The sequence below is a fragment of the Catenulispora sp. MAP12-49 genome (assembly GCF_041262705.1).
Classification (GTDB): domain Bacteria; phylum Actinomycetota; class Actinomycetes; order Streptomycetales; family Catenulisporaceae; genus Catenulispora.
The window spans coordinates 355697-370077 of sequence record NZ_JBGCCP010000001.1; the positions used below are offsets into that span (position 1 = coordinate 355697).

General features: G+C 65.4%; 7 protein-coding genes and 3 pseudogenes. 2 read left to right on the top strand and 8 right to left on the bottom strand.

Translation table 11 applies throughout. The features are described 5' to 3' along the window. Positions 1-345 precede the first annotated feature (345 nt). The 4 genes and pseudogenes from ABIA35_RS01585 to ABIA35_RS01600 form a co-directional block, all read right to left on the bottom strand. Positions 346-710, bottom strand: a pseudogene (locus ABIA35_RS01585) (transposase); the annotation flags it as partial. A 1068-nt stretch (positions 711-1778) separates the two neighbouring features. Beyond that, positions 1779-3197 carry an MFS transporter gene (locus ABIA35_RS01590; protein WP_370356217.1) on the bottom strand — a complete coding sequence of 473 codons (1419 nt, stop codon included), beginning with the start codon at positions 3195-3197 and terminating at the stop codon, positions 1779-1781. 466 nt (positions 3198-3663) lie between these two features. Further along, complete coding sequence (locus ABIA35_RS01595; RefSeq protein ID WP_370356219.1) at positions 3664-8052, bottom strand: beta-ketoacyl synthase N-terminal-like domain-containing protein; 4389 nt, start codon at positions 8050-8052, stop codon at positions 3664-3666. Further along, on the bottom strand, positions 7997-9994 hold the full coding sequence (locus ABIA35_RS01600) for a fatty acyl-AMP ligase (RefSeq protein WP_370356221.1): 1998 nt from the start codon (positions 9992-9994) through the stop codon (positions 7997-7999). Before ABIA35_RS01600 ends, ABIA35_RS01595 begins: the two co-directional genes overlap by 56 nt. 210 nt (positions 9995-10204) lie before the next feature. On the opposite strand from ABIA35_RS01600, the gene ABIA35_RS01605 reads away from it, so the two are divergent. Both ABIA35_RS01605 and ABIA35_RS01610 read left to right on the top strand, forming a co-directional pair. Beyond that, on the top strand, positions 10205-10531 hold the full coding sequence (locus tag ABIA35_RS01605; protein ID WP_370356223.1) for a C40 family peptidase: 327 nt from the start codon (positions 10205-10207) through the stop codon (positions 10529-10531). Positions 10532-10710: 179 nt separating this feature from the next. Then, positions 10711-11262, top strand: a complete 552-nt coding sequence (locus ABIA35_RS01610) for a hypothetical protein (RefSeq protein ID WP_370356225.1) — start codon at positions 10711-10713, stop codon at positions 11260-11262. Between the two features lie 408 nt (positions 11263-11670). Here ABIA35_RS01610 and ABIA35_RS01615 read toward each other — a convergent pair whose 3' ends face one another. From ABIA35_RS01615 to ABIA35_RS01630, 4 genes and pseudogenes are all read right to left on the bottom strand, one after another. Next, positions 11671-12258: an Ig-like domain-containing protein gene (locus ABIA35_RS01615; protein WP_370356227.1), complete on the bottom strand. Its 588-nt coding sequence runs from the start codon at positions 12256-12258 to the stop codon at positions 11671-11673. 519 nt (positions 12259-12777) lie between these two features. After that, positions 12778-13533 carry an IPT/TIG domain-containing protein gene (locus tag ABIA35_RS01620; RefSeq protein ID WP_370356645.1) on the bottom strand — a complete coding sequence of 252 codons (756 nt, stop codon included), beginning with the start codon at positions 13531-13533 and terminating at the stop codon, positions 12778-12780. Positions 13534-13608: 75 nt separating this feature from the next. Continuing rightward, positions 13609-13965 (bottom strand): annotated as a pseudogene (locus ABIA35_RS01625) (IPT/TIG domain-containing protein); the annotation flags it as partial. 129 nt (positions 13966-14094) lie between these two features. Continuing rightward, positions 14095-14274, bottom strand: a pseudogene (locus tag ABIA35_RS01630) (IPT/TIG domain-containing protein); the annotation flags it as partial. Between the last annotated feature and the right edge of the window lie 107 nt (positions 14275-14381).

Sequence of the window (14381 nt, forward strand, 5' to 3'; positions counted from 1 at the left end):
AACGGCTCGGCGCGGGCTTCAGGCGCTCGCGAAGGGCGGCCCGGCCCGGCACCCCTTCGGGATCTGCAGGTCCAGGTCGCCTGCCCCAGCCTGAGGGTCTTCAGGTGCCCATTGCCCTGTGGCATGCGGGTTCGGTGCGCTCGCTAGGTCGGGGCCGATATGGGCGGTGGACTCCGCCCCGATCAGCTCCTGGGGCAGGCGTTCGGCAGGTTGGCGCACCGGGTCGCCTTTCTTCGAGCAATACAGTGCACCCAGCAGGGAAAGCAGGGCAAACGGTCGGGTAGCCGTAGCGCATTGCTGTGCCCCCTAGAGGGCGTTAGATAAGCTTTCGCCCCTTTCGGAGCCGATAATCAGCCCTATGACGTCAGTGGCAATCCCGCGCTTACGGCCCGGGGACTGCCTTCCCACATCCAGGCTTGTGATGGTGGCCGGCACGGAGTTCGCCGCCCGCACCGTCTGGGAGTCCATCACCACCGCAGTCGAATCCTCGGCTCATCCAGTCTTCTCCCACACCTGCCAAATCTGCAGATCGTGGATCAACTGATCGGTGCCGTCGTCACGCCACTTGGCGAAGTAGTAGTACACCGCCGACCACGGCGGAAGATCGTGCGGCAGCGGCAGCCACGCGCAGCCGGCCCGTGCCTGAAACAGGATCCGTTCACGATCTCCCGCAGCTCGAACTGGCCGGAGTGCCCAGACACCGACGGATGCGCTTCCTACAGCTCACTTAGCGCCCTCTGAGACCCACAGCTGCGCCTCGTCCAGATCGGCGCCGAAGTCAAGGACACCACCGAGATCGGCGCCACGGTCGCAGCCTTTGGCCGACATGCTCCCAACGCGCCTCGCAGGCGGTGGCGCGGCCCTGTTCGTCATTGTTGCGTCGGCATGCGGTTACCAAGGCGGGTAACCAAATGTGGCATAGCGCTACTCTGCGCGCGGCGCGGCCACTAACAGACTCAGATCAGGAGTTCGGATCTCGGGTGGGGTCTCAGGGCGCCACTTCACGCGACAGTTGGGGGGATTGTCTGGTCAGAGGGTTCTTTCAGCGGGATCCGAACCTGCGACCACCAAAGCGCAGCGCGCCCCGTGGCGCGAGCCGGGTGAACTCCACGGTGCGCCTTCCGTCGGCTGTCGCCGGTGATGCTGACTGTGTTTGGAGTACAGCCGACGAGGCGATGCTTGACAAGATCTAGCGGACGGTTCAGTCATGGATGACACCCGCACCGCGCTCGGCCGGACCACCTTCAGCCGGTCGAGCGGACCACTTGTTGCCGCTACGGTCGCGAAGTTGCGCGCCGCGCCAGTGGACCGGCCTCTGCCTAGGCTCGTCTACCAAATGGCCGGTCTTTGGATCCGAGGCCTGCGAACGAGGGCTGAGTTCTGTCCGATCCTGTGGACTATCCCAGCCTCCGTTGATGGCGGACGCTCGTTGACGGCCTGCACTTCCAGGAACGTCATCGGCAACCATCCCTGCTCGACCGCACCGTCACGGCGTTGCACTGCTATCACAAGATGATCGTCATCGAGAAGGCACTGAACCGCGACGATCCCACCCCGTCCTGGGTCCCCCGCTTACCCGGCTCGCGCTAATCCCCCGCCCGGAAAGGTGGTGACAGCCGATGACCGATCCAGTCATGCCTCCCGTTGAGCTCCCCGCTGACCTCGCCCAACAACACGACCCTATTCGTTTCTGAACCGGATCCGGGAGACCGCCCCCGTCGTCCCCATCCGACGGCGAGATGGATTCGACACCTGGAAAATGCGCGCGCATGTTAGATCTAGGATAGTCCGTGATGCTCACGCCGTAGCGCGAGAAAGGCGTACAGTCCTCCGGCGAGGATGGGCACTGCGCTCGCGAAGTAGACGGTGTCGATCGGCCCGAAGTGCACACCACCGATATCCGCGTTCAGCCCTGGCAGCGCGCTACTGACCAGCCAGCTTGCGACGGCTGCTGAGACCAAGCCGGCCACCTGCTGGATAGGATTGATCGTCGCGTTAACCCGGCCGAGAAGCTCGCGCGGCGTCACAGCCAACTGCATCGAGCCGATCAGCGTATTCAGCACGCCCACCGGCACTCCAATCAGTGCCAGCACGGCTAGTGCGGGCCAGGGGCTGCCCTGCTTGGCATAGACGGTGACCAAGAGCCCTGCCGACAGCAGTCCGCCGCTGAGAACCCGAGCCGGACCATAACGCGCGGCAAGCGCTCCGCCGGCCAGGGCACCGGCTGCAATCCCGATGCCGAAGGAGAGTCCAAGGAAGCCATAGAAGCTTGCCGTTGCGTGCAGGTTCCGCATGGTGAAGAAGACGCCGAGCGCGCTGAGCGCCCCAGCCCCGAGTGTACTGACCACCACTGAGACAGTGAGAACCAGCAACACGCGGTTCCTCGCGATGAACCGCACTCCGGCGACGAACTCTCTCCAGAGGCCCAAGGTGCAGCCGCCTGACTCGTCAACAGTCAACCGCGCAAGGGCCGGGGCATGGACACGACGGACCACGGCGTAGGAAAAGAGGAACGACGCCGCGTTCAGCGCCAAGGCCCACTGCGGTCCTGCAGACAACAGGAGCGGTGCGGCGAGAGGCGGTCCGGCGATGATCGCTGCTGCGTCGGTTGCCTGGCCAATTCCGGAGGCCCGCGCACGCGCGGCGGCCCCCGGGACGATGTCGGCGACATAGGCTGCACGGGCCGGAATGAAGAACCGGGCCGCAGCCGCCGATCCGACAGTGACGGCGTATAGGAGCACGATGCAGAGCTGCACGTGCCTCGCGCCGACAGCCGCCACAAGTACAATTCCCGCATAGAGTCCGGCTCTAGCCAAGTCTGCGGCCAGCATGATGCGGCGCCTGTCCCAGCGGTCCACAAAGACCCCTGCGACAGGTGCAACAAGCAAAACCGTAATCGACTCGGCGACGATCAGCCCTGCGACCACGGCGGGTGCGCGCTGCTCGCCACGAAGCAGCGTCGTGCCGATCCAGAGCACCATGGTCGTCAGCGCCAGCTGGTCGCCGATGCCGGACGCGGCTTGCCCGAGCCAGAGTCGTGTGAAGTCGGTGTTGATGACCACGAAGGAACGTGGGCGCAACCGTGCCGCGATCGTCGATGATGCTTGACGACTACGACTACGTCTGGATCCGGTCAGGGTCTGGCGCCGCGTAGTGGATTCGGCCGTGGCCTGCATAACCGAGCGGTCTTCGTCCACTCTTGACTCATCCTCGTGTCGTATCGGCTTGCTTCGCGCGGCGACGGATCGTGCAAAGAACCAGGGCACTACGCAAGCACTACGCCAGGACCGGCCTCGAACGCTGAAGTTCTGTTCGGGCCAATCGTGCGTGGCGCCGATGCAGAGACGGGCTGTTCGCGATGGCGACCTACTACGCGATTCCCTGCCTGCTGCGGCGGATTGTCTCAGTTCCACATGGCGGTTTTGTGCGCCGGCGTGCAGATCTGCAGGTCGGCTTCGTGATCGCCTTGCCAGGTGGCTGGCGCGCACAGACATCGTCCTCCGCGGCCTGGCGAAGCCTTCCTCGGGACGCATGAAGCGGTCTTGGGGCCGCCGTCCGGACCCCTAGTCGCGGCGCCGCGGCTGGAACGGGGCCGCCTGGGACGGCAGTGCGCGCCGACGCGGCGATCCTCTTGAAGGAGTGGGGCATGGTATGGCTTCCCAACTACGGAGTTGACGGAGCGGGCTCCCGTTCAACGCACTCAAGATCTGCGATGAACAGGTTGCTGAGAACATCGACGACAGGCGGGTCAAGCAAGGCCAAGTGGTGGCCCGGTACCGATCTCACCGTCAGATCGCGGCATAGTCGCTGCCATCCGAGGGCCTCGTCATGCTGCTCATAACGCGGGTCGGAAACCGTGTGGGGAGCCGTTTCGCTCGCTCGATAGAGGACAGTGCGCCCGGAGTAGGAGACCGGATCGTGCCGCTCGGCGCTGAGGAGGTCGGTGTAGGAATCGCGCTGGTGTTTGAGGATGGAAGGCGGCAAAGCTCCACTCTTCTCCAAGATACCCATGACCGTGTCGATCTGCTCCGCATCGTTCATCAGAGCCAGTTCGTCGTACGGAAACTCCAGCTCGGCTCCGTAGGTGCTGCGTACATAGCCGGCGAAGGCCATGTATCGCTCGCAAGCGGCCTGCCCCGAACTGAGGGCGGGCATAGGTAGCGGCAGCACGCTATCGATCAGGAGTAGAACGCCGACCTCGCCTCCAGCCTCCACGAGCAGCCGCGCAGCCTCCTGCGCGACGATGCCGCCATACGACCAGCCACCGAGCGCCCAGGGGCCGTCGGGGTGGGTCTCCCAGATCAAGCGAGCGTATTGCGCCGCGCGGTCGCCTACGTCGGTTGCTTCGTCCAGTCGTTCGAGCCCGAAGCAGGGCTGTTCCGTACTGAGCCGGTCGCACAGTGGGCGGTAGACGGCGGTAGTACCGCCCGCAGGGTGAATGAGGAAGAGCGGTGGACGGCTTCCACCGGGGCGAAGCACACGGAGGTTCCCTTCCACGGGCGCCTCCGCCAGCGGCCGCAGTCGGTCGGCAAGCGAGGCAATAGTGATCGGGGAATCCGAGTGGTCGATAGTGTCCAGGGAGCATCCGATGCTTGCGCTGACGGCGCGAGTGAAAGCCTCAGCCAGCACGGAGTCCGAGGCCAGCTCGGACAGCTCGTCGTCCACGCCGGCCGGTGGTCGGCCGCCGACGTTCTGCCACGCCTGCGCAATCATGCGTTCCGTCATGTCGCGCGGCTGCGGATGGCAGCTCCGTGGTGTGGATGCTGATGGCATCAAGTTGAGGTGAGCGGCGACGCTCGCAACGGTGCCCGCGTCGAGGAGCAGCCGAGGCTGAACTTCTACGCCGAACTCCCGTTTGATGACAGTCACGATCCGCGCAGCCTGCAACGAATCGAGACCGAGTTGTGTTAGCGGTGTGTCACCGTCGACACTGGCGGGCGCATACCCCAGGACTTGAGCAACACACGCGCGCAGCCGGTCTAACGCGCTCAGTACCGGCTGGGCCGCGACAGGGTGCAGGAGTGCCTTCTCGGGTTCCGGGGCCACATAGTTCTGCTGAAGCCCAGCCCAGTAGGTCCGATGCCGCCAGCGCCTCGAGGGGATGTCGATGATCTGCGCATCGGGATAAATCTTGTAGCGGTTGAGATCGACATCGCCTCGGAGCATCAGGGCGGCCAGCGAGAGGCGAAAGCCTGCTGTCTCGTCGTCGCCGCGGCGCAGGGTGGGAAGCAACAGAGCGTCTTCGACCCCAGTTGCGCGCAGCGTCTCCGCGATGGGATGCAGCTGTGTGGGGTGCGGAGAGATCTCGAGGAAGACGCGGTGGCCGTCCTCCGCGGCTGCGGCCACGGCTTGGCGGAAGCGCACCGGCATGCGCAGGTTTCGCAACCAGTAGACGGCATCGAGAGGATTGGTTCCGCGCGGGTCCTCAACGGCAGTCCGATAGAACCGGCACGTCGGTTCCTGGTGCGTGACCACACCGAGTTCCTTTGAGAAAGCTTCCAGAACGGAGTCGACGTGCTCCGTGTGGCTGGCCGCTGTGATATCTAGAGCGCGCACAGTCATTCCCGCCTGCTCGACTCGGGATGTCAGCAGTTCGACGTCTGCGGCTGTTCCGGCGACAACGGCCTGTTCGGGAGACGAGTGAACAGCGATTCTGATGCTCGCCAGGTCTCCGGCCATGCCCGCGATTTCGCCCTCGCTGCAGCCCACGACGGCCATGGCTCCGCCGGTCAGCCCGCTAAGCAGGCGCGAGCGGGAGGCGATAATCTGGGCACCCGCTTCGAGCGAGAGTGCTCCGGCAGCAACAGCCGCGGAGATCTCTCCCATGGAGTGCCCAATCATGGCGGCGGGCCGCAGTCCGTACGCCCGCCACAGGGAAGCGAGCGCCACTTGCACCCCGAATAGCGCCGGCTGTGCGATGGCGGGATCGCTCAGGGCGGAGTCCGTCGCGAGCACGTCGCGCAGGGAGAACCGGGCGCAGCGCTCGAGCACCGGCTCCATCGAGTCGATGGCCGCAGCGAAGGCTGCCTCTTCGTCCAGCAGACGCCGGGCCATACCAGGCCACTGCGAGCCGTAGCCTGAGAACACCCACACCGAGCCGGCCTCGACGCGCTGCTGAGCGTCGGTTTGGTATTCAACACATCCTGGGTGCGGCTCACCTGCCGCCAGCCGCGTAAGCGCTTCAGCTGCTTGCTCACGGCTGCGTGCGACAACGGCGCCCCTATGCCGGCCAGCGCCGAGGCGCCTCACAAGCGTGTGCGCCGCATCGCTCAAACGCACCCCGGCCGCCTGTGGCGAATTCAGCCATGCGGCAAGGTCTCCAGCGGCGTCCCGCAGTCTGTCACTCGTCGGCGCGTCCAGAGCGATCATGCCGGGCGCCGCAATTTCGTCCGGCGCTGGGCGGGCCTCGGCGGGTGCGTATTCGCGAAGCACTACGTGGGCGTTGGTGCCGCCGAACCCGAACGCCGATACGCCTGCGGTGGCGTGGCCCGAGTAGCGGGGCCAGGGCTCGGGCCCGGTGACTACCCGTAGCGAGAGGGCGTCGAAGTCGATGTGGTCGTTGGGCTGTTCGAAGTGCAGGCTCGGCGGCAGTTCGCCGTGATGGAGCGCCAGTACGGTCTTTACGAGCCCCGCAATTCCGGCCGCGGCTTCGAGGTGGCCAAGATTGGTCTTCACCGAGCCGACCAGCAGCGGCCGGTCTGGGTCACGTCCGCGGCCCAGCACAGCTCCCAAAGCTCCAGCCTCCACCGGATCGCCAAGTGCCGTGCCTGTGCCGTGCGCTTCAACGTAGTCGACGTCTGCGGCGGCGGTGACGCCATCTCGGGCATAGACTTCTGATAACAGAGCGCGCTGGGATGCCCCATTGGGTGCTAGCAGCCCGTTGGAGCGGCCGTCCGAATTGACTGCGCTTGATTGGATTACGGCGAGGACGCGGTCCCCGCTAAGCTCAGCGTCGGAAAGCCTCTTGAGGACCACGACGGCGCAGCCCTCGCTGCGCACCATGCCGTCCGCCGCAGCATCGAAGGTCTTGCACCGGCCGTCTTGTGCAAGTGCGCCCGCACGCTGGAATCCCAGCGTCACCATGGGAGAAAGCAAGATGTTGACGCCACCGGCGAGCGCGGCGTCGCACTCGCCGCCGACGAGACTGCGCACCGCCTGGTGGACTGCCACGAGGGAAGAAGAACACGCGGTATCTACAACGAGGCTGGGACCGCGCAAATCGAGCAAGTACGACAAGCGATTCGCGACGATGCTCAGGGCAATTCCCGGCGCAGTCCACGCTTGGATGCCCTCGAGAGTGGAAGTGGTCAGGTGCGCGTATTCGTTGCCGCTGACACCGACGAACACCCCGGTTCGCGTGCTGGCGAGTGAGTGAGCTGGGATCGAGGCGTGGTCCAGGCTCTCGTAAGCGACCTCCAGCAAAAGGCGCTGTTGGGGGTCCATCGCTGCGGCCTCACTCGGCGCAATACCGAAGAACTCCGCGTCGAAGCCCGCAAGGTCGTCAAGGAACCCGCCGTGTTTGGTCACCTCGGCAGTTGCGGGATCACCGCGCGAGGCAAACCCCTGCCACCGGTCTTCGGGCAGCGTGGAGACGGCGTCTGAGCCGGCGGTAAGCAGACGCCAGAACTCTTCAGCCGAGTTCACCGCGCCGGGCAGTCGGCAGCCAACACCGACCACGGCGATTTGTACCGCCCCCGGGGAGGAGGCTGCATTCGGGCACGTTACCGGTGGCGTCGTGGCCCCGGCGTATTCGCCGACAACGCGCGCCAGGTCATCGAGCGTCGAGGCTTCCCACAATAGCGTCGCCGGAAGGCGGACCTCGGCAAGTTGCGACAGTTCCGCGGCGAGCGCCACCGCGTCGCGCGAGCTCACACCCTGTTCGGCGAGCGGTCTGTCGGGCTTGACGGACGTCGGGTCGATTTTGTGCCATTCATGCAGACGGCGTAAGACCAGCCTGCGCACATCAGCCTCGAGGCCCGCGTTCCCCATCGGGAGATCACCCATTTCGTTGCACGCTCTGCTCTCCGGATTCGAGCGCTGCTGTGAGCTCATGTGCGGCGCCATCAGGTGTGCCGGATTCGCCGTGCTCGGCGTATTGGCCCTGCAAGAACGCGGCGCGGCACTGGACTCGCGCGACTTTGCCACTGGAGGTGCGCGGGATCGTGGCGGGGCTGACCAGAACGAGCCCTTCGAGCCGCAGTCCGTGTACGGTGGCGACTCGACCGCGTGCCACGCTATCGAGTGCGGCGCGTTCGGCGCCCTGCGGGATCTGGGCCCGGCGCCGCTCAGCTACGGCAATGACCTGTTCACCGCCCTCTTCCCCTGGCACAGAAAAGACTGCGATCCGCTCGTTGGGCGCGGCATCCAGCGCAGCCCGGACTGTCTCCTCAATGTCCTGCGGATAGTGGTTGCGGCCGTCGACGATCAGCAGATCCTTGAGGCGGCCGGTCACCAGCAGCCGCCCGTCGTGGACCGCCCCGAGATCGCCCGTGCGTAGCCAGGGCTGCTCGCCCGTGCCCGGCACCACTGCCTCGAAGACCTCGGCCGTCTCCTCGGCGCGCTTCCAATAGCCTCGGGCAACATTTGGGCCGCGTACCGCGATCTCGCCCACGGTGTCATCCGGCAGTACGGCGCGGGTCCTCGGATCGATGATCCGCAACTCTTGGCCAACCGGGACGCCGCAGCTCACGAGCATTGTGACCGCGTCTGATGCCGTCTGCTCCGTCTCTGGCGGGACCGGCTCGATATAGCCCTCAGCGAGCCGGTCGCGGCGGCATGCCACGTACAACGGAGCGGCCGTCTCAACACGGGTGGTGACAAACACGGTGGCTTCCGCAAGGCCATATGAAGGCCGCTGCGCTTCCGAGCGCAAGCCTGCTTGCGCAAAGGTTTGCTGGAAGCGTTGCAAGGAGGTCGACGACACCGGCTCGCTTCCGTTGACGAGCATCTTCACCCGGTCGAGCCGCAGCTCGCCGATCCGCGCATGGTCGAGCTTCGCCACGCAATAGTCGTACGCGAAGTTCGGCGCGGCCGAGACTGTGCCCGGGTACTGGCCAAGCAGGCGCAGCCATCGCTCCGGCTTCTCCAGGAATGCGACGGGGTCCATCAGCACGGCGGGGAACCCGCCGACGATCGGGGCCACGATGCCGAGCATCAGACCCATGTCGTGGAACAGGGGAAGCCAACTGACGGCGGTCAACTGTGGCAGTGGAGTACCGAGGCTCGCGAGCGCCTGGAGCGCGTTGACGACCATGTTGCGATGGCTGATCATCACTCCGGCGGGCGAGCGCGTCGAACCCGACGTGTACTGCAGGTATGCTATCTCGTCCAACTCTGGCTCAAACGATGACGACGGGCAGTCGCGGGATATCGCTGCCGGCCGCTCGCTCGGAGTATCTGGCGTCACGTGCCCGCTGGCGACGGGCACAAGCGGAATCTCGCGCGCTCCGGACGCCCCCTGAAACGTCCGCAGCTCCTGCGCCCTGTCGAATGGCACCAAGGCGCAAGCTGGCTCGCAGTCCTCAAGCACTCTGGCCACACGGTCGGCGTGGCCGGCCGCATCTAGAGGAAGCAGCGGCACTGCCACGACGCCAGCGCGCAGACACCCGAGAAATGCCGCCACATAATCAAGGCCCTGCGGTAGCGCCAACGCTACGCGGTCGTCTGGCTTCGCCCATTGCACCAGTTGCACTGCTATTGCTTGTACCCGCGCTTCGAGCTGGCTCCAGGTCAAAGTGCGGTGGGACCCGGTGGCGTCAGACCCAGGGAAGTCTACGAAGGTGAATGCGCGCTCGTATGGACGGCTCTTCGCCCGATAAGTAAGCAGCTTCATCAGCGACTGGTCGACCGCTATATCTTGCTGTTGAAGAACAGGCATCATTGCTCCCGGTATTGAGAGATGGTCCCTTGCATCGCAAGCTTCACACGGCGTGATCCCCTCCCCTGGAGCGGACAAACGAGGCCACTCAGGGCATGGGCCGGGCTTCAGCTCCATGAGCAGCGTGGGTTGGTCGGGAGGTGAACGCCAGCGCTTCTACCCCTGGCTCGTTTGGGCGGGTGGGTCCGACGGCCGAGTGACTCAATAGCCGGGCGTTTCACGAAAGCGCACGTGACCGGGTGGCCATTCGAAGCGCTGGCGGCGGTTCGGATCGTGCGGCCGCGGCCAGCGACATGCGCATAAGCCACCCGTATGGAGTCGCCACTGATGCACGTCTGGGGCTGCAAAGGGCCGGCCAAAGGCGATGCCGGCTACGACTGTTCAGGGTTGGCCATGGCGGCCTACGCAAGTGCCGGAATCAACATTCCCCGCACCGCCACAGACCAGTATCGCCACGGACCGGCCGTTCCCCTTACCTCGTTGAAGCCAGGGCATCTCGTTTTCTATGGGAATAGCGATTTTGCTCATCATGTGGCAATCTTCGTCGGCGCCGGCGCCATTCTTGACGCCCCTAAAACGGGCGCAGCGATTCGGCTCGACCCGCTAGCAGCGGATGACCTCTTCGCCGCGACTCGGCCGAGCGCGGACCGCTAGGCCGTCACGCAGCGCAGTTCGGGGACCGTTCCGGTGACCGTTGCCCGACCCCCTCAAAGTGTGGCCAAGGCGCCATCAAACGGCAGGTCGAGCAGTATTTGATGGCCAGTGCCAAGACCCGACGATCGTGTATCGGACGATCAGAACCTCCGCCGGACGGTGGTGGGCTCGCTGAGCCGGTGGGCACCCGATCGTCCGCTGGCAACGAAGTCACACTCGCACTCCCCATCGACTGGAGACGCGACATTCCCGCCGAGAACATCGACGGGGACACCGTCTACCTCTCCACGAGCTGGACCAGCCCGCTCTCAACCGTCACCCTGACCGCCACAGTGTCCAGCACGGGCCAGAGCTCGGCCGATATCTGCTGTAACTGCTGGAGCGTCGAAGCAGAAAACCTGTCTCCGGTGGCCCTCGCTGCAGCGATCGACGCCGCCATCACATATGGCGCCCAGCCGGACGTCCCAGACCAGAGTGCTTCCTTCGTCGGAGTCTCGCTCACGTATCACGACTGGCAGAGCGCGAGCTACGCCAACGAACCAGTCGCGATGCGCCGTTGGATCAGCCCTGACGGCAACCGTGTGTTCGATTTCATCCGACGCAACAAGTCCGGGACCTCAGTCTTCGTGGTCCACCGCGTCAGCGCCGGTCATCCAGCCGGCGAGGCCACGATCACCGCACACAGCTCTACGCCCGCCCCCGTCTTGCTCAGCCTCGCCATGTCGGACTAAACGTGCCGTCACCCACAACCCTTACTCCTGCGCACGAAACGGCACTGTTCTTGACCTCGACTCATCGCGCCACCACAGCCACTGACGGCTGGAACGTCGGTGCCCTTACCTCGCTGGCCCTCCTGACTTCGGCCGTCGCGACGATCGTCGTCATCGGCTTCCTCGGCTTGGCCACCGAGGGTGGAGGACCCGTGAAGACCCTCGCCGGGACAGAGGAAGCCCTCTGGCCCGGCGAGATCGCTCGGCAAACCGGTCGCCTTCGCGCGCTCCGCACATGGCCTGCGGCCATAAGACGGCACATGCTCCCGGGGCGACCGACCTGGGGAGTGCTACGCCATGACCGAGTCAGGGGCGGGAGTAAACAGGGTTGTCATTCCCTCGGGTCGTCCTGGCCTGGTCGCGGGGCAGTCAGTGCGACTTCCGATGCCTGTTCGACCCGGACTTCCACGATCGATGGCGGCCGCCATCCTTGACGATGCTGTGGATGCGGATGCTGTGGATGTGGATGTTGTGGATGCGGATGCTGTGGATGTGGATATTGTGGATGCGGGTGATATGGATGTTGTTGTAAGCGTTGTGGATATCGTAGGTGTTGTGAATGTCCGGCCCGGGCGGCGGTGTCGGCGTCACCTCGACCGTGGTCGTGCCGCTCGACGCGTCACAGTTGCCGTCGCCGTTGTACGCCGCCGTCATCGTGTGAGCGCCGGTCGTGGTGAAGCCGGTTGTGAGGCTCGACGTCCCGTCCGCCGCCACGGGGACGGTCGCCAGCAGCTTTCCGCCGTCGAAGAACGTCATGCCGAGCCCACCGCTCGGGTCTCCAGCGCAGGTCACCGCAGCATTTAATGCTACCGATCGCCCCGTGGGCGCCGTCGAAGGCGACGCGCTGACCGTGGTCGTCGACGACACCTGCGCCTCAGCCGGTGAAGCGAAGGCCACCACGGTCAGCGCAGTGAAGGCCAAGGTCGTCCATGCACCCCGTTTTTGCCAGCTTTGCAAGGTACCTGCTCCTCAATCCTGGGAGGTTTCAGCGCAACCAGCGCATGCCAACCTACGATGTGTCATCCGTGATCTCGCCAGAGCCGGCTGCGGGCAACCCACCTATGTCAGGTAGTCATTCGGATGGCCCACAAATGAATCTCGCTGACGCAACCAGAGCCGAGCGGTGTAGGACTCTGTTGCCCGTTGTGATGGCTTCATCCCGTTTCAGAGTGACGAAGTTGAAGTCGACATGGATCCGCGGATGGAACTGCGGCAGCACACTGCGATCGAACGCCGAATCCGCCGGCTCCCAGCCCAAGGCATCCTCCAGTCGATACGGGCCCTCGGCTTTCGCAGGTCCGCCGTTCAGGAACAGCACCAGGGTCCAGGCCAGGCGGTGTCAAAGCATGCTGGATCCCCGGACGCAGCAGCCGGAACGGCCGTTCCCCTGTCCCGGCAACCGCGACGCGAGGCTCCTCCTCAGCACAGGCCCCACGCCGGGCATTCGGTCGCAAGGCGTATCGATTCCGCTCCGGCTCACACGCCCGGGCCAGCGACCAACTGGTAGCTGGCGGAGTTGCTGACGCCCCCCGGTGTGGTCGCCGTGACGGAGACGGGGCCGGGGGCGCCGCCCGGGCTGACGGCTACGAGTTCGCCATCTGAGATGGCGACGAAGGGCACTCTGATTCCGCCGATCAGGACGGATGTGGTCAGGCCGAGATGGTTTCCGCTGATGGTGACCGCGTTTCCGCCACTGGCCGGTCCCTGAGTGGGGTTGAGGGTGGTGATGACCGGGAGGGCGACATAGGTGTAGTACGGGCTGCCCACTCCCGGCAGGCTCGTGCCGCCCGGCGTGGTCACCATGACAGCGACAGTTCCGGAACCGCTGGGGGCTTGGGCCGTGATCTGATTGTCTGAGACGATCACGATTCCGGTGGCCGCGCCGGTTCCGAAATGGACGGCCGTGGTGAGCGTCAGGCCGGTGCCGGTGATGGTGACGGTATTGCCGCCGGCGATCGGCCCCATCGAGGGGGAGACACTGGCCACGGTCGGCGGCGGGACGTAGAAGTACAACACCCCGTTGCTGGTGCCTCCGGCAGTGACGACCGTGACCGCGACCGGCGCCACGGGTGCCGCAGGTGCCGTGGCGGTGATCTGTGTGGCACTGACCACCGTGAACGCCGCCGATACCGAGCCGAACAACACACTGGTGGCACCCGTGAACCCGGTCCCGGTGATCGTGACCGTGTTCCCACCCGTACTCGGGCCCTGCACCGGACTGATGCTGCTCACTACCGGCGCCGCCACGTACGTGTAGCTAACACTGTTACTCGTCCCGCCCGGTGTCGTCACGGTGACCGACACCGAACCTGTACCCGCAGGTGCCGTGGCGGTGATCTGTGTGGCACTGACCACCGTGAACGCCGCCGACGCCGAGCCGAACAACACACTGGTGGCACCCGTGAACCCGGTCCCGGTGATCGTGACCGTGTTCCCACCCGTACTCGGGCCCTGCACCGGACTGATGCTGCTCACTACCGGCGCCGCCACGTACGTGTAGCTAACACTGTTACTCGTCCCGCCCGGTGTCGTCACGGTGACCGACACCGAACCTGTACCCGCAGGTGCCGTGGCGGTGATCTGTGTGGCACTGACCACCGTGAACGCCGCCGACGCCGAGCCGAACAACACACTGGTGGCACCCGTGAACCCGGTCCCGGTGATCGTGACCGTGTTCCCACCCGCAGTCGGTCCACTCGTGGGGCTGATGCCGTTGACAACCGGCGCCGCCACGTATGAATAGGTGACACCGTTGCTCGTGCCGCTCGGCGATGCGACCGTCACCGACACCGAACCAGAGCCGGCAGGCGAAGTGGCGGTGATCTTTGTGGCGTTGACCACGATGAACGGCGTCGAGACCGAACCGAACAACACACTGGTCGCACCCGTGAAGCCGGTTCCCGTGATCGTGACAGCCGTACCTCCGGCCGTAGGGCCTTGGATCGGGCTGATGCTGCTGATGACTGGCGCCATGACGCGGGGTCCTTCCTTTCGACAGCTCTCATCGCGCCGGGATCCGGCCGGCGGCCTGCGGGTTTTCCGTGAAGGCACACGCCGGGTGTGCCGGAGTGCTCCGCGGC